Annotated in this window: 16 protein-coding genes; 3 read left to right on the forward strand and 13 right to left on the reverse strand. The window is 73.6% G+C overall.

Annotated elements, in window-relative coordinates; translation table 11 throughout:
- Positions 1-35 precede the first annotated feature (35 nt).
- The 4 genes from OG802_RS07470 to aroH form a co-directional block, all read right to left on the reverse strand.
- Positions 36-623, reverse strand: a complete 588-nt coding sequence (locus OG802_RS07470) for a lysophospholipid acyltransferase family protein (protein WP_329416978.1) — start codon at positions 621-623, stop codon at positions 36-38.
- A gap of 65 nt (positions 624-688) precedes the next feature.
- Positions 689-1,375, reverse strand: a complete 687-nt coding sequence (gene cmk / locus OG802_RS07475; RefSeq protein ID WP_329408399.1) for a (d)CMP kinase — start codon at positions 1,373-1,375, stop codon at positions 689-691.
- A 728-nt stretch (positions 1,376-2,103) separates the two neighbouring features.
- The gene (locus OG802_RS07480) at positions 2,104-3,189 is read right to left on the reverse strand and encodes a prephenate dehydrogenase (protein WP_329408401.1); all 1,086 of its coding nucleotides are present in this window, start codon (positions 3,187-3,189) and stop codon (positions 2,104-2,106) included.
- Positions 3,186-3,548 (reverse strand): chorismate mutase, encoded by a 363-nt coding sequence (gene aroH / locus OG802_RS07485; RefSeq protein ID WP_329408402.1) that lies wholly within the window; start codon positions 3,546-3,548, stop codon positions 3,186-3,188. Before aroH ends, OG802_RS07480 begins: the two co-directional genes overlap by 4 nt.
- A 287-nt stretch (positions 3,549-3,835) precedes the next feature.
- Here aroH and OG802_RS07490 point away from each other — a divergent pair, with 287 nt between their 5' ends.
- Genes OG802_RS07490 through OG802_RS07500 form a run of 3 tightly spaced genes read left to right on the forward strand, consistent with a single transcriptional unit; the run spans position 3,836 to position 5,090 of the window.
- Positions 3,836-4,069, forward strand: coding sequence for a hypothetical protein (locus tag OG802_RS07490; RefSeq protein WP_329408403.1), 234 nt, complete (start codon positions 3,836-3,838; stop codon positions 4,067-4,069).
- A gap of 23 nt (positions 4,070-4,092) precedes the next feature.
- Entirely contained in the window at positions 4,093-4,671 is a 579-nt protein-coding gene (locus OG802_RS07495; protein WP_329408404.1) for a DUF6529 family protein, read from the forward strand.
- On the forward strand, positions 4,668-5,090 hold the full coding sequence (locus OG802_RS07500; protein ID WP_329408406.1) for a Rieske (2Fe-2S) protein: 423 nt from the start codon (positions 4,668-4,670) through the stop codon (positions 5,088-5,090). The genes OG802_RS07495 and OG802_RS07500 overlap by 4 nt, the downstream gene beginning before the upstream one ends.
- Before the next feature lie 21 nt (positions 5,091-5,111).
- On the opposite strand, the gene OG802_RS07505 is transcribed toward OG802_RS07500, so the two are convergent.
- The 9 genes from OG802_RS07505 to OG802_RS07545 all read right to left on the reverse strand — a co-directional run bounded on the left by OG802_RS07505 (position 5,112) and on the right by OG802_RS07545 (position 15,562).
- Positions 5,112-6,134 (reverse strand): ADP-ribosylglycohydrolase family protein, encoded by a 1,023-nt coding sequence (locus OG802_RS07505; RefSeq protein ID WP_329408408.1) that lies wholly within the window; start codon positions 6,132-6,134, stop codon positions 5,112-5,114.
- On the reverse strand, positions 6,131-6,940 hold the full coding sequence (locus tag OG802_RS07510) for an NUDIX hydrolase (protein ID WP_329408410.1): 810 nt from the start codon (positions 6,938-6,940) through the stop codon (positions 6,131-6,133). Before OG802_RS07510 ends, OG802_RS07505 begins: the two co-directional genes overlap by 4 nt.
- Before the next feature lie 81 nt (positions 6,941-7,021).
- Positions 7,022-8,164 (reverse strand): pseudouridine synthase, encoded by a 1,143-nt coding sequence (locus OG802_RS07515; RefSeq protein ID WP_329408412.1) that lies wholly within the window; start codon positions 8,162-8,164, stop codon positions 7,022-7,024.
- Entirely contained in the window at positions 8,164-8,733 is a 570-nt protein-coding gene (gene scpB, locus OG802_RS07520) for an SMC-Scp complex subunit ScpB (protein WP_329416980.1), read from the reverse strand. The genes OG802_RS07515 and scpB overlap by 1 nt, the downstream gene beginning before the upstream one ends.
- 53 nt (positions 8,734-8,786) lie before the next feature.
- Positions 8,787-10,085, reverse strand: a complete 1,299-nt coding sequence (locus OG802_RS07525) for a segregation and condensation protein A (RefSeq protein WP_329408413.1) — start codon at positions 10,083-10,085, stop codon at positions 8,787-8,789.
- An 18-nt stretch (positions 10,086-10,103) separates the two neighbouring features.
- Positions 10,104-10,691 (reverse strand): hypothetical protein, encoded by a 588-nt coding sequence (locus tag OG802_RS07530; protein ID WP_329408415.1) that lies wholly within the window; start codon positions 10,689-10,691, stop codon positions 10,104-10,106.
- Positions 10,676-11,812 carry a ParA family protein gene (locus OG802_RS07535; RefSeq protein ID WP_329408417.1) on the reverse strand — a complete coding sequence of 379 codons (1,137 nt, stop codon included), beginning with the start codon at positions 11,810-11,812 and terminating at the stop codon, positions 10,676-10,678. The genes OG802_RS07530 and OG802_RS07535 overlap by 16 nt, the downstream gene beginning before the upstream one ends.
- Before the next feature lie 422 nt (positions 11,813-12,234).
- A complete protein-coding gene (gene ald / locus OG802_RS07540) occupies positions 12,235-13,359 on the reverse strand; it encodes an alanine dehydrogenase (protein ID WP_329408419.1) in 1,125 nt (374 codons plus the stop codon).
- 136 nt (positions 13,360-13,495) lie between these two features.
- Positions 13,496-15,562, reverse strand: coding sequence for a tetratricopeptide repeat protein (locus OG802_RS07545; RefSeq protein WP_329408421.1), 2,067 nt, complete (start codon positions 15,560-15,562; stop codon positions 13,496-13,498).
- Positions 15,563-15,724: the final 162 nt, after the last annotated feature.

Raw genomic sequence — 15,724 nt, forward strand, 5'->3', positions numbered from 1 at the left:
TCCGGGTTGATCCACTACTCGGTATTCAGTGTCGCTCAGCGTCCCGTCAGGCGCCTGGCGTTTTCCAGGTGTGCGGCGAGCTGTTTCCGGATGCGTTCGGTGGCCTCGTCCAGCGCCTTGCGGGTGCGCCGTCCGCTGCCGTCGCCCGCCTCGAACGCGTCTCCGAAGACGACGTCCACGCGGGAGCGCAGCGGGGGCAGCGCCTTTATCAACCGTCCGCCGCGCTCGGTGCTTCCCAGCACGGCGACGGGCACGATCGGCGCGCCGCCGCGCACCGCGAAGTAGGCGAGCCCGGCGCGCAGGGCCGCGAAGTCGCCCTCGCCACGGGTGCCCTCCGGGAAGATCCCGAGGACCCCGCCGTTGTGCAGCACGCCCAGCGCGCGGGTGATGGCGGTGCGGTCGGTGGTGTCCCGGTCGACCTTGAGCTGGCCGATGCCGGTGAGGAAGGGGTCCAGCGGGCCGACGAACGCTTCCTTCTTGATCAGGAAGTGCGTCGGCCGGGGCGCCACGCCCATCACCATCGGGCCGTCGATGTTGTGCGAGTGGTTGATCGCGAAGATCAGCGGGCCGCTCGCCGGCACCTTCCAGGCGCCCAGCACACGCGGCTTCCACAGCCCGTACATCAGACCGACGCCGATGCGCCGCCCGACCTCGGCGCCCCGCTCGGAGGGCACGGCCGTCGTCGGGGTCACCGCGCGGCCCGCTTCTCCTCGACGAGGGTGACGACGCACTCGATGACCTGGGTCAGCGTCAGGGCGGTGGTGTCCACCTCGACGGCGTCGTCCGCCTTGGCGAGCGGGGAGGTCTTGCGGGAGGAGTCGGCCGCGTCCCGCCTGATCAGCGCCTCACGGGTGCGGTGCAGGTCGGCGCCCTTCAGCTCGCCGCTGCGGCGGGCGGCGCGGGCCTCCGGGGAGGCGGTGAGGAAGATCTTGAGGTCGGCGCCTGGCAGCACGGTCGTGCCGATGTCCCGCCCCTCGACGACGATGCCCCGCTCCGCGGCGGCGGCCAGCGACCGCTGCAACTCGGTGATCCGGGCCCGCACCTCGGGCACGGCGCTGACCGCGCTGACCTTGGAGGTGACCTCCTGGGTGCGGATCGGCGCGGCGACGTCGACGCCGTCGACCGTGATGGTCGGGTGGGCCGGGTCGGTGCCGGAGAGGATCTCGGGCTTTCCGGCGACGGCCGCGATCGCGGTGGGGTCCTCGATGTCGATCCCGTTGTTCACCATCCACCAGGTGATCGCCCGGTACTGGGCGCCGGTGTCCAGGTAGCTCAGTCCGAGCCGGCCGGCCACGGCCTTGGACGTGCTCGACTTGCCGGTGCCGGACGGACCGTCGATGGCGACGATCACGGGCTGGGCGGCGCCGTTTTCCACGGGGGGACACCTTCCTGGTGCGAGGCGGTGGAGGTACGGGGCGCGACTGTGCCCCGTACAAGGTTACCGGCCGCACGTCACTCGTCCGGCCGCACGGCCCCGCCGGCCCTCCGCCGACTCCCGTCGCCCCCCGCGCCGAGCCGCCCCAGCGACCCGTACCGGCCCCTCGGCCGGCAGCCGCCGCGCGGCCAGGACAGGACCGTCGCACGGCAGGCCATCGGCTGCCCGGCTGCCCGGCTGCCCCACCGCTCAGCCGTCGGACGGCCCCGGCTGAGAGGCCGTCCCGTCGCCCCGGCAGTCAGGGGGTCCGGATGCCCGGCGGCCTTGCGCTTGCGGAGACAGGCGGTCCGGCCGATCCACCGACCGGCGACCGGCGACCGGCAGCCTGACGGGCAGGCGTCCGGTGCCCGGCGGTCCGGTGCCCGGCGGGCCGGTGGTCCGGTGGTCCGGTGTCAGGCGACCCGGCAGCCCGGCTGGTCGACCGTCCGGCAGTCCGGCTGTCCGGCAGCCCTGCGCCCGGTGGTCCGGTGTCAGGCGGGCCGGTGGTCCGGCTGGTCGACCGTCCGGCAGCCCTGCGCCCGGCGGTTCGGTGTCAGGCGGTCCGGTGGTCCGGTGGTCCGGTGTCAGGCGACCCGGCAGCCCGGCTGATCGACAGTCCGGCAGCCCTGCGCCCGGCGGTTCGCCGATCCACCGGGCGGCGGAGCGCTGTCCGGCGGCCGGCGGTCCGGTCACTGGCGGATCGCCCAGCCCCGTTCCCGGAGTGCCGCCGAAAGGACCGCTGCCGACTTGGGTTCGACCATGAGCTGCACCAGGCCCGCCTGCTGCCCCGTCGCGTGCTCGATGCGGACGTCCTCGATGTTGACGCCCGCCTGCCCGGCGTCGGCGAAGATGCGGGCCAGCTGGCCCGGCTGGTCGTCGATCAGCACGGCGACGATCTCGTAGGCCCGCGGTGCCGCTCCGTGCTTGCCGGGGACGCGGACCTGGCCGGCGTTGCCGCGGCGCAGGACGTCCTCGACTCCGCCCGCGCCCTCGCGCCGCTTCGCGTCGTCGCCGGACTGGAGGGCGCGCAGCGCCTGGACGGTCTCCTCCAGGTCGGCGGCGACCTCGGTGAGGAGGTCGGCGACCGGGCCGGGGTTCGCGGACAGGATGTCGATCCACATCCGGGGGTCGGAGGCGGCGATCCGGGTGACGTCCCTGATGCCCTGGCCGCACAGCCGTACGGCGGCCTCCTCGGCGTGCTCCAGGCGCGCCGCGACCAGGCTGGAGACCAGGTGGGGCATGTGGGAGACGAGCGCCACGGCGCGGTCGTGGGCGTCGGCGTCCATGACCACCGGCACGGCCCGGCAGTGCGAGACCAACTCCAGGGCGAGGTTCAGCACCTCGGTGTCGGTGTCCCGGGTCGGCGTCAGCACCCAGGGGCGGCCCTCGAAGAGGTCGCCGGTCGCGGCGAGCGGCCCCGACTTCTCCCGGCCCGACATGGGGTGGCTGCCGATGTACGCCGACAGGTCGAGGCCGAGCGCCAGCAGTTCACGGCGCGGCCCGCCCTTGACGCTGGCGACGTCGAGGTACCCGCGGGCCACGCCCCGGCGCATCGCGTCGGCGAGCACGCCTGCCACGTGGGCGGGCGGGGCGGCGACGATCGCGAGGTCCACCGGACCCTCGGGCGTCTCGTCGGTGCCGGCGCCCAGCGCGGCCGCCGTACGGGCCTGCTCGGGGTCGTGGTCGGCGAGGTGGACGGCGACGCCCCGCTGCACCAGGGCCAGGGCGGCGGACGTGCCGATCAGCCCGGTGCCGATGACGAGCGCGGTCCTCACTGGGCGATGTCCTTGCGCAGGGCGGCCGCGGCGCCGAGGTACACGTGGCTGATCCCGGCGCGCGGCCGGTCGGACTCGACGTGCGCGAGGATGCGCACCACCCGCGGCATGGCGCCCTCGACGTCCAGTTCCTGGGCGCAGATCAGCGGTACGTCGACGATGCCGAGCTTGCGGGCCGCGGCCGCCGGGAAGTCGCTGTGCAGGTCGGGCGTGGCCGTGAACCAGATGCTGATCAGGTCGTCGGCGGCGAGCGCGTTGCGCTCGAGGACGGCGGTGAGCAGCGCCCCCACCTGCTCGTCCATGTGGCCGGCCTCGTCCCGCTCGAGTTGGACGGCTCCCCGGACCGCTCGTACCGCCACGGCGCTGCTCCTCGCTGAAGTGTGCTGATGCGTCGGTGTGCCGGCGGACGGCCCGCGCCCTCGTGCGCCGCGGCCCGATGTGCCGGGCCACGGCACGTGGCACGGCCGCGCGGCACGTGGCACGGGACACGTCCACGTGACGTGTCCAGCCTAGTCAGCCCGCGTCGGTCCGGTGCGCGCGCCCGCGTGCCGAGACGGCGATGCCCCCGTACGCCCTTCACGAGGGGTGCGGCCCGCGCCGCCGTGGCACGCTGACGGCAGGACACCCGCATCGGGGAAGGCCCGGCATGAAGCGTCCAGGACCCCTGCTCACCCTCCTCGCGGGACTGGTGCTCGGCCTGGCCCTGCTGACGCTCGACGCGACGACGGGGACGAAGGCCCCGACCTCCCCGTACCGGGAGCGCTCGCCGAGCCCGGCCCCTGCCCCTGCCCCGGCCCGGAGCACGGTTCCCCCCGCCTCCTCCCCCGCCCCCGCGTCCGCCGCCTTCCGCGTCCCGCGCGCCGGGCCCGCCACCCCCTGACCCCCGTTCGAGCAGGGAGCCCCATGACCGTCGACCCGAACGCCGCCGCGCGCGGCGTCCCCGAGCCCGCGGGGCGCGGCCCGAGCCCGGCCCGCTTTCTGGTCCCGGCACTGGTCGCCTGCGCCGTGGCGGTCGCCCTGGGCGTCTACGGCAGCGTGCACGAGCCGACCGGGACGGCCTTCGACCTGGCCGGTTTCAGCAGCACGGGCGCGGTGAAGGCCTGGCTGGCGTCGGCCGCGATGTTCTTCGCCCTGGTGCAGCTCGCCTCGGCGCCGATGCTGTACGGGAAGCTGCCCGGGCCCGCCTGGTCCGGCGCGCTGCACCGCTGGTCGGGCCGGGCCGCCTTCCTGATCGCGGTCCCGGTTGCGGTGCACTGTCTGTACGCGCTGGGGTATCAGACGTACGGAACACGCGTGATGTGGCACTCCGTCCTGGGTTGCTTCTTCTTCGGCGCGTTCAGTGCCAAGATGCTGCTGCTCCGCAGGGAGCGCCTTCGGGGTCCGCTGCTGCCGATCGTCGGCGGGCTCGTCTTCACCGTGCTGACGGTGATCTGGCTCACCTCCGCCCTCTGGTTCTTCCGCACTTTCGGAGTGACGACATGACCCTCCCCGCGACACCACGGCGCACGGTTCTCCTGGCGGCGGGCGGCGCGGCCGCGGCGCTCACGGCGGCCTGCGGCACGTACGGCGACGGCGGCTCGTCGTCGTCCGACAAGCCCACGCACGCGTCCGGCGGCGGGGAGCTGGCGAAGACGGCCGACATCCCCGTCGGCGGCGGCAAGATCTTCGCCGACGAGAAGGTCGTCGTCACCCAGCCGACGAAGGACGACTTCAAGGCGTTCTCCGCCGTCTGCACCCACCAGGGCTGCACGGTCTCCCGCGTCGCCGACGGCGTCATCCGCTGCCCCTGCCACGGCAGCGAGTTCCGTGTCGCGGACGGCTCGGTGGCCCGCGGCCCGGCGTCCGTCCCGCTGCCCGCCGAGAAGATCACGGTCGCGCGGGGCACGATCAGCCTGGCCTGAGGGCCCGGCCCGGTCACCGGCTCACTGGTCCCACAGCGCCCCGAGCGTCACCAGCTCCCCCTGGTACTCGATCCGGTCCGCCCAGTCCGTCGGCCAGGCGTCCGCGCCGGCGTGCGCGCCCGCGAAGGCGCCCGCGAGACAGGCGATGGAGTCGGAGTCCCCGGAGGAGCAGGCCGCCCGGCGCAGGACGGTCAGCGGCTCGTCGGGGAAGAGCAGGAAGCACAGCAGGCCGGCGGCCAGGGCCTCCTCGGCGATCCACCCCTCCCCAGCCGCGAGGCAGGGGTCCGTCTCGGGCGACGGGTGGCGCAGCGTCTCCTGGAGGCGTTCCAGGACGGCCAGGCACTCGTCCCAGCCGCGCTCGACGAAGTGCTCCGGGCTCGGGTCCTGGCCGCGGGTCCACAGGTCGCCGAGCCAGCGGTGGTGGTAGCGGGAGCGGTTGTCGAGGGCGTAGGAGCGCAGCAGCCCGACGAGGGCGGACGGGTCGGCGCCCTGGACGAGGAGGCGCACGGCGTGCGCGGTGAGGTCGGAGGCGGCGAGCGCGGTGGGATGGCCGTGGGTGAGGGCGGCCTGGAGCTGGGCGGCGCCGGCCCGTTGTTCGTCGCTGAGGCCGGGGACGAGGCCGATCGGGGCGACGCGCATGTTGGCGCCGCAGCCCTTGGAGCCGATCTGACTGGCGTCCTGCCACAGCCGCGTGTCGTCCTCGAGGAGGTCGCACGCGGTCAGGCAGGTGCGCCCCGGGGCCCGGTTGTTGTCCGGTGAGCGGTTCCAGGCCACGAACTCCCTGCGCAGTTGCGGCGCCAGAGTGGCCGGCACGAGGAGCCCTCGGTCCATGGCGGTCCGCAGGGCGCGCCCCACCGCGAGGGTCATCTGGGTGTCGTCGGAGACGAGGGCGCGCGCCGGGAGGTCCATCTCCCGCCACGGCCCGCACTTGGCGAGGATCGACGGGACGTCGTCGAACTCCGTCGGGAACCCGAGGGCGTCGCCCAGCGCGAGGCCCAGCAGGGAGCCGGTGGCGCGCTTTCGGACGGTGGTGGAGGTGGTCATGCGGAACGTCCTTCCCGGGGCGGTCGCAGCAGGGGCGGGTGGAGCGCGGTGGCGGCGCCCGCGCGGTAGAGGGCGGCGGGCTTGCCCCGGCCGCCGGTCAGACGCGCGCCGCCGGGGACGGGTTCGACGAAGCCCGGCGTGGCGAGCACCTTGCGGCGGAAGTTGGGCCGGTCGAGGACGGTCCGCCACACGGTCTCGTAGACCTGCTGGAGCTCGCCGAGGGTGAACTCGGGCGGGCAGAAGGCGGTCGCGAGGCAGGTGTACTCGAACTTGGCGCCGACCCGGTCGTGGGCGTCGGCCAGGATCCGGTCGTGGTCGAAGGCGAGCGGCCCGGCGTCGTCGTACGGCTGCCAGCGCGCCTGGCGGGCGTCGCCGCCGCCGGTGGGTTCGGGGGCGTCGGGCAGGAGGGCGGCGAAGGCGACGGAGACGACCCGCATCCGCGGGTCGCGGCCGGGCTCGCTGTAGATGCGCAACTGCTCCAGGTGGAGGCCCGAGACGTCCGCCAGGCCGGTCTCCTCGGCCAGTTCGCGCCGGGCGGCGGTCTCCGCGGACTCGTCGGGCAGCACGAAGCCGCCGGGCAGCGCCCAGCGGCCCTCGTAGGGCTCCTGGCCGCGCTCGACGAGCAGGACGTGCAGGGCGCCGGCGCGGAGGGTGAGGACGGCGAGGTCGACGGTGACGGCGAAGGGCTCGTAGGCGTGCTTGTCGTAGACACGCTGATCGTCGGAGTTCCGGTCGCGGGCGTTCCGGTCGCGGGCGTTCCGGGCTTCGCCGTCGCGGTCGTCGGCGTCCTTGTCGTGGCTCCGCATGACGGACACCCCCTCTTAATAGTCACCACGACTATAAAAAGGGGGTGTCGTCCGGCACAAGCCCCGGGGGCCCGGGAGTTCCTAGAGGTCGACTTCCTTCATCAGCATGCCGACCTCGGTGTTGGACAGCCGGCGCAGCCAGCCCGACTTCTGGTCGCCCAGGGTGATCGGGCCGAAGGCGACGCGCACCAGCTTGTCGACCGGGAAGCCGGCCTCGGCCAGCATCCGGCGCACGATGTGCTTGCGGCCCTCGTGCAGGGTCACCTCGACCAGGTAGTTCTTGCCGGTCTGCTCGACGACGCGGAAGTGGTCGGCCTTCGCGTAGCCGTCGTCGAGCTGGATGCCGTCCTTGAGCTTCTTGCCCAGGTCGCGCGGGATCGGGCCCACGATGTGCGCGAGGTAGACCTTCTTCACGCCGTACTTGGGGTGCGTCAGCCGGTGCGCGAGCTCGCCGTGGTTGGTGAGCAGGATGACGCCCTCGGTCTCGGTGTCGAGCCGGCCCACGTGGAACAGCCGCGTCTCACGGTTGGTCACGTAGTCGCCGAGGCACTGGCGGCCCTCGTTGTCCTCCATCGTGGAGACGACGCCGGCCGGCTTGTTCAGCGCGAAGAACTGGTACGACTGCGTCGCGACGGTCAGGCCGTCGACCTTGACCTCGTCCTTCTCGGGGTCGACCCGCTTGCCCTGCTCCAGGACGATCTCGCCGTTGACCTCGACGCGCGCCTGCTCGATCAGCTCCTCGCAGGAGCGCCGGGAGCCGTAGCCCGCCCGCGCGAGGATCTTCTGCAGCCGCTCGCCCTCCTGCTCGGCGCCGGGGAACGTCTTGGGGAGCCTGACGTCCTTCTTGCCCGCGTACCGCTCGCGGTTGCGCTCCTCGGCCCGCGCCTCGTACTCGCGCGAGGTCGCCGGCACCCACCGGCCGCGCCCGGTGCCCTGCCCCTGCTTGGGGCCGCCCTTGGCGCCGCCGCGCGCGGACGAGCCGCGCCCGGTCTTCGGCCCCTCGTGGGTGCCGCCGGGGCCGACGTCGTACCGGCGCTCCTCCGGGCGCGGGTTCTTGGGCCGGCCGCCCTGCTGGTCGTCGCGGGCGTTGCCGGCGCCACGGTGGTTACCGCGTCCGCCGCCGTTGCCGCCGCGACCACCGCTGTTCCCGCCGCGGCCGCCGCTGTTGCCACCACGGCTCCCGCCGTTGTTTCCGCTGCTGTTCCTGCCGCTGCTGCTTCGCATCAAAGTTCCGTCTTGTCGTCTGCGTCCTCGGAATCCGGAGCGTCCGGATCGAACGACGGCACGCCCTCCTGGGTCTCGGCCTCGATCGCCGCCGCCTCGGGGAGGAAGGGCGCGAGCTCCGGGAGTTCGTCCAGGCCGCGCAGGCCCATCCGCTCCAGGAAGTAGTTCGTCGTCACATACAGGATCGCACCTGTTTCGGGTTCCGCGCCCGCCTCCTGCACCAGACCGCGCTGGAGCAGGGTGCGCATCACGCCGTCGCAGTTCACTCCGCGCACCGCGGAGACCCTGCTGCGGCTGACCGGCTGGCGGTAGGCGACGACCGCGAGGGTCTCCAGCGCGGCCTGCGTGAGCCGGGCCTGCTGGCCGTCCAGGACGAAGCCCTCGACGGCCGTCGCGTACTCGGGCCGGGTGTAGAACCGCCAGCCGCCCGCGACGAGTCTCAGCTCGAAGCCGCGCCGCTGCACGGTGTACTCGTCGGCCAGCTCGCGCAGCGCGTCGGCGACCTGCCGCCGGGGCCGCTGGAGGATCTTCGCGAGATGCTCCTCGGTCGCGGGCTCGTCGACGACCATCAGGACGGCCTCCAGGGCCGGCTTCAGGTCCAGCGCGGCGACGGTCTCCTCGCTCACGTCCGTGTCTCCTTCCCCGGCTCCTCCGGCGGCCGGTCGAACTCGTCGGTGACCGCCGGCTGCGCGTCCCCGTCCCCGCCCGTCCAGCGCACCAGCAGCTCGCCGAGCGCGGTCTCCTGGTCGAGGGCGACGGCCTTCTCCCGGTACAGCTCCAGCAGCGCGAGGAAGCGGGCGACGACGGTGAGGGTGTCGTCGGTGTCCGCGACCAGCGCCCGGAAACTGGTCTCCCCGAGCGCGCGCAGCCGTGCGACGACGATCCGGGCCTGCTCCTGCACGCTCACCAGCGGCGCGTGGATGTGGTCGACGTACACCTGCGGTTCGGCCCTCGGCTGCATCGCCTTGACCGCGAGCCTCGCGAACCCTTCCGCGCCGATGCTGATGACCACCTCGGGCAGCAGCTCGGCGTGATGCGGTTCCAGCCCGACGGTGCGGGGGTAGCGGTGGCCCTCGCTCTCCAGCCGGTGCGTGAAGATGTCGGCGATCTGCTTGTAGGCCCGGTACTGGAGCAGGCGGGCGAAGAGCAGGTCGCGGGCCTCCAGCAGGGCCAGGTCGGCCTCGTCCTCGACCTCGGCGGCGGGCAGCAGCCGGGCCGCCTTCAGATCGAGCAGGGTGGCGGCGACGACCAGGAACTCGGTCGTCTGGTCGAGGTCCCAGTCGGGGCCCATCGCCCGGATGTGGGCCATGAACTCGTCGGTGACCTTCGACAGGGCGACCTCGGTGACGTCCAGCTTGTGCTTGGAGATCAGCTGGAGGAGCAGGTCGAAGGGCCCCTCGAAGTTGGCCAGCCGCACCTTGAACACCCCGTCGGCCACCTCCGGGGCCCCCGCCTCCGGGCTCCCCGCCTCCGGGCCTTCCGAGCCGGCGCCGTCCGGCCTCCGGGCGTCGGACGCCGGGGCATCAGGCTCCGGGGCGCCCGGCAACGCCGGGCCGGGCTCCGGGTGATCGGGCTCCAGGGCATCCGGCGCCGCCGGGCCGCGGGCCGCCGGGGCCGCCGGGGCCGCCGGGTCCGCCTCCGGACCGTCCGCCTCCGGCGCGTCCGGGCCCGCCGGGTCCGAGTGGGCCGGGACGGCCCGCCGCGCGGGCGGAGCCGTCGCGTCAGGGCCCGGGGCGGCCGGGTGGCGGGGGTCGGGCGGCACCGTGGGGCGCGGCCGGGGCGGCGCGGGGGCTTCCGGGCGGGGCGGTGCGGCCGGGATCGGCTCGGCGGGCGGAGGCGGCGTCCCCGGTCCACGTCCCAGCGCGCGCCGGCGGCCGGCTTCGCCGCCGGAGGCGGATGCGGGAACGTCGTTCGAGGTCATGGCCCTCGCAGGCTACCGCTACCGCCCGCGAAGTCGTCGTACGAGGATGCTGGCGTCCCCGCGGCTCTCCAGGTCGGCGAGGACCACGGCGACCGCCTCCCGGACGATGCGCCCGCGGTCCACGGCCAGCCCGTGCTCGCCGCGCAGCACCAGCCGGGCGTGCTCCAGGTCCATGAGCTCCTCGGCGGAGACATAGACGGTGATCTTCTCGTCGTGGCGCTCACGCCCGCTGGGCCGGCGTGCGGCGGCCCGGCCGCGCTTGCGCGGCTGGCCGTCGTCCTGGGCGCCCGCGGCAGAACCTTCCTGCGCGCCCTGCCGCCGGTCGGGACGCTCCCCCTGGGCGCCCCTGGTGCGGGACTCCCCGGCGTCGCCCTGGCCGGCGTCGGCCGCGGCGTGCTCGGCGCCCTCGCCGTCGCCGCCCTGCGCGGGCACGGCCTGCGGCGCGTCCTGCGCGCCGCCGGCCGCCACCGCGTCGCTCTCGCCGGCCGGCGCCGGCACCCGGGCCTCGCCGTTGGCGGAGCGCCGGGGCGCGGACGGCTGTAGCGCCGTTCCCCCTGTCGTACGGAAGAGTTCGTCGGCCCCCGGCAGACTCACTCGGCGTGACACCGGGCGAGCACCTCCCTGGCGAGCTGACGGTAGGCGGCGGCGCCGACGGAGTTGGAGGCGTACGTGGTGATCGGCTCACCGGCGACCGTGGTCTCCGGGAAGCGGACCGTCCGTCCGATGACCGTGTGGTAGACGTGGTCGTCGAACGCCTCGACGACCCGTGCGAGCACCTCACGGCTGTGCACGGTGCGCGAGTCGTACATGGTCGCCAGGATGCCGTCGAGCTCCAGCTCCGGGTTGAGCCGCTCCTGGACCTTCTCGATGGTCTCGGTCAGCAGCGCCACGCCCCGGAGGGCGAAGAACTCGCACTCCAGCGGCACTATCACCTTGTGAGCGGCCGTCAGGGCGTTCACGGTGAGCAGGCCGAGCGAGGGCTGGCAGTCGATGACGATGTAGTCGTAGTCGTCCAGAAGCGGCTTGAGCGCACGCTGGAGCGTGGACTCGCGCGCGACCTCGGAGACCAGCTGCACCTCGGCGGCCGACAGGTCGATGTTGCTGGGCAGCAGGTCCATGTTGGGGACCGCCGTCTTCAGGAGCACCTCGTCCGCCGCCATGCCCCGCTCCATGAGCAGGTTGTAGACGGTGAGGTCGAGCTCCATCGGGTTGACGCCGAGACCGACCGACAGCGCGCCCTGCGGGTCGAAGTCCACGAGCAGCACCCGCCGGCCGTACTCCGCGAGCGCGGCACCCAGGTTGATGGTCGACGTCGTCTTGCCCACGCCGCCCTTCTGGTTGCACATCGCGATGATCTTCGCGGGGCCGTGCTCGGTCAGCGGGCCCGGGATCGGGAAGTACGGCAGCGGGCGTCCGGTCGGACCGACGCGCTCACGGCGCTGTCGGGCCGCGTCGGGCGCGAGCGTGGCCGCGTATTCCGGGTCCGGCTCGTACTCGGCATCGGGATCGTAGAAGTGCCCGTCGGGCAGTTCGTCGTAGTCGGCGAAATGGTTGTGGGGCGCGCCACTTCCGTCGCCGGCCATGGCGTTCACGTGATGGCCATCCATGCTCTGGTGTGCTGACAGAGCCATATGGGGGCTGCGCTGGCTCTGGTGGGCTGCGAAGGTTCGGACAGCGACGGAGCCGACAGCCTCGAGCCCCGCGGAACCCGGGTCCCGCGTAGGCATTCCTGGTTGACCACCCCCGGGAGCAAATGTCGACTCATTCACAAGTCGTCTTACCTCCTTGGTGACCAGGAAACTTCTAGACAAGGTCAGCGTGGCACCATGCCGACGGTTGGCGACTCTATGGCGTGTCGGGCGTCCGCAGCAACACAATCCGCCGTACCCGGCCCGATGTGTCGGCAATGAAACATCCCTCTGTCAAGGGCGTACGGCCGTCGCACGGCAGGTTTCACCGGTGTGCGAATCGGTCGAAGAGTTACGTTCGAGGCGAGTTGGCCGAGAGCCGCAAAGTGACCATACACACATCCGGCCGGACCTTGTCGGGCAAGGTCCGGCCGGGTGGGAGCGGTTGACGCGCCTTGTTGACGTATCGCCTTTACGAAAAGGTGACTTGGCTTCCCAGGGCCCGAGGGGAGCCGGCCGGCTCAGCCGAGCAGGGAGTCCAGCTCCACGTGCTCCAGGCCGTGCGCCTCGGCGACCTCGCGGTAAACGACCTTGCCGTCATGGGTGTTGAGGCCCTTGGCCAGCGCCGCGTCGCGGCGCAGCGCCTCGACCCAGCCCTTGTCCGCCAGTTCGACGATGTAGGGCAGCGTGGCGTTGGTGAGCGCGTAGGTGGAGGTGTTGGGGACCGCGCCGGGCATGTTGGCGACGCAGTAGAACACCGAGTCGTGGACCGGGAAGGTCGGCTCCGCGTGCGTCGTCGGACGGGAGTCCTCGAAGCAGCCGCCCTGGTCGATCGCGATGTCGACAAGGACACTTCCGGGCTTCATGCGGGACACCAGTTCGTTGGTGACCAGCTTGGGAGCCTTGGCGCCCGGGATGAGCACGGCGCCGATGACGAGGTCGGCCTCCAGGCAGGCCTTCTCCAGCTCGAAGGCGTTGGAGACGACGGTCTGGATCTTCGTGCCGAAGACCTTGTCGGCCTCCTTGAGCTTGTTGATGTCCTTGTCGAGCAGGGTCACGTGGAAGCCCATGCCGATGGCGATCTGGGCCGCGTTCCAGCCGGAGACGCCGCCGCCGATGACGACCGCCTTGGCGGCCAGCACGCCGGGGACGCCGCCGGGCAGCACACCGCGGCCGCCGTTGGCGCGCATCAGGTGGTAGGCGCCGACCTGGGGGGCCAGCCGGCCCGCGACCTCGGACATCGGGGCGAGCAGCGGCAGTGCGCGGCTCGGCAGCTCGACGGTCTCGTAGGCGATGGCGGTCGTGCCGGACTCGACGAGGGCGTCGGTGCACTCCTTGGACGCGGCCAGGTGCAGGTAGGTGAAGAGCGTCTGGTCCTTGCGGAGCCGGTGGTACTCCTCGGCGATGGGCTCCTTGACCTTCAGCAGCAGGTCGGCCGCGGCCCACACCTCGTCGGCGGTCTCCAGGATGTGCGCGCCGGCGGCCACGTACTCCTCGTCCGTGATGGACGAGCCGAGGCCGGCGCCTCGTTCGACGACGACCTGGTGGCCGTGGCGCACCAGCTCGTGCACGCCGGCGGGGGTGATGGCCACCCGGAACTCGTTGTTCTTGACCTCGCGGGGGATGCCGACCTTCACGTCGATCACGGTCCTTGGCTCAGAGGGTGTGGGGGCACAGCGAAGACATTCCCGGAGATACAGGGCACACCGGGACGCACCGCAGGAGAACGTGCGGCAGAGCCAGTCTAATGAAGGTGTTCCCGCTGTCTAGCCTTTCATTGCATCAACCTTCAGCAGATGCACTGCGGATTTCGCAGGTGTCAGCGGCGAGATCCGGCTGTTCGGGCCCCGTACCGCCTTCCGCGGGCTCCTCTTCCAGGATGCGCTCGGCCTCGCCCCGGTGCAGGCGGGCGGCCGCCGGGTCGCCCAGGCGGTCCAGGGTGTCGGCCAACCGCAGCCGCACCGCGGCCTGCAAGCGGGTGTCCCCGGCGCGCCCGGCCCACTCCACCGCCTCCTCGCAGGTGCGCAGCGAATCCTCGGGGCGGCCCGCGTACTCCTGGACCCGGGCCAGCTCGCTCAACGCCCGTGCGTGCGCGGCCACATCGCCGCTCTTGCGGTGCCCCGCGGCGGCCGCCCGCCAGGCCCGCTGCGCCTCCCCGTAGTGGCCCGCGTAGGTGTGCGCGGTGGCCATGCGGCCGTACAGCCGCGCGGCGTCCGCGCGCTCGTCGCGGGCCAGGCGCTGGGCGAGGGCCCGGCCGAACCAGTCGGCGGCCCGCTCGTAGTCCCCGAGCTCCAGGTGCGCGCCGCCTACGGATTCCATCGCGCGGCCGATCGCGTACGGATCGCCGGCCTGGCGTCCGGCGTCCAGCGCGGCCCGGTAGCGCACCAGGGCTTCCGCGGTGCGGCCCGTGCGCGCGTCGACGTCGGCCAGGTTCAGCAGGGCCGCGGCCTTCTCCCGGGGCAGCCGGCGGCGCTCGGCGACGTCCAGGACGAGCCGGTGCACGCCGTACAGGTCGGGGGCGGCCGCCTGGGTGCCGAGGTGCGCCACCATCGCCCGCACCAGCTGGGACATCAGCCGGCGGGCGAGGGTGTCCAGCTCCCCGTCCGCGACGGCGAGGCGGGCCGAGGCCAGCAGGGCGGGCCGGCGCGCGACCAGCCACTCGGCGGCCGCGCGCGGGGTGGGGAAGCGCAGCGCGCGCGGCGTGTTCTGGAGCTTCTCGCGGGCCTGGGGGCTGTCGGTCTCGGTGACGGCCCGGCAGGACTGCAGCAGCCGTACCGTGCGCTCCAGCATGCGGGCGCGGGCCAGCTGGAGCTCGGCGGGACGGTCGTGGGTGCGGGCGGCGGCCCGCAGCAGGGGGTGCAGACAGCCGGGGATCTCGTACTGCGGCAGCGGGGAGTCCACGGCCCGCAGCAGTCCGAGGGCGGTGAGGTCGTCCAGGACGGTGCGGGCGGCGCCCACCGAGCAGCCCGCCAGCGCGGAGGCGGTGTGCGGGTCGGCGAGTCCGGCCGGGGCGAGGCTCAGCAGCCGCAGCACGCGGGCCGCGGGGGCGGGCAGCGCGGTGTGCACGAGCCCGAACACGCGGCTCAGCGGCGCGCCCTCGTCGCTCTCCGCGTGGAGCTGCCGGGCGAGGTCGGCGACGGCGGCCTGGGGACGGGCGGCGAGCCAGCCGCCGGCCAGCGTCAGGGCGGCGGGCTCGCCCTGGCAGGCCTCCACGAGCGCCTCGGCGGAGCGCGGGTCGACCGTGATGCGGACGGAGCCGGTGTACCGGGTCAGCAGTTCGAGGGCGGACTTGGTGTCCAGGCCGCCCAGGGTGCAGGGGCGGACGTCGGCGATGCCGGTGAGGGGCCCGGAGGAGACGGCGACGAGCAGGCACTGCGGGGCGTCGGGAAGCAGCGCGTCGACCTGTTCGGCGCCGGTCGCGTCGTCGAGCAGGAGCAGCGCCCGCCGCGGTGCGAGGGCTTCGCGCAGCAGCACCGTCAGGTCGTCCTCACCGGCGCCGGCGGGCGCGGGCACGTCCAGCGCGGCGAGCAGTTCACGTGCCGCGCGCTCGACCGGCACGGGCGTGCCGTCGGGCTCGGCGAGACGGGCGCGCAGCACGCCGTCCGGGTACCGGTCGGCGATCCGCCGGACGAGTTCCTCGGCGAGCGCGGTCCGTCCCGAGCCGGGCCGGCCGGCGATCAGGAGCACGCGCGCGCGGGGGGCCTTTCGGCCGGAGATGGTGTCCAGGCCCGCGCGCTCGATGTCGGCGCGCAGTTCCTTCAACTCCCGGGTGCGGCCCAGGAAATGGCCCTCTGTCGCAGCGTGTCCGGACAGCTGCACGCCGCCTGTGTCCACTGCCTGATCCGTCACGGGCCACACTCCCGTCCCACCGCGCACGCAACCCGCCGGGACTCCGGATCGGGTGATTCCAGAGCCTAGTTCACGCTCTGCGACGTTCCGGGAGGAGAACGGCGGCGCGCGGCCGGGACCCCCCGATCGGATCAGCCGATCGTCACACCGGAGGTGCCCCGA

It is taken from the genome of Streptomyces sp. NBC_00704 (assembly GCF_036226605.1).
Lineage (GTDB): Bacteria > Actinomycetota > Actinomycetes > Streptomycetales > Streptomycetaceae > Streptomyces.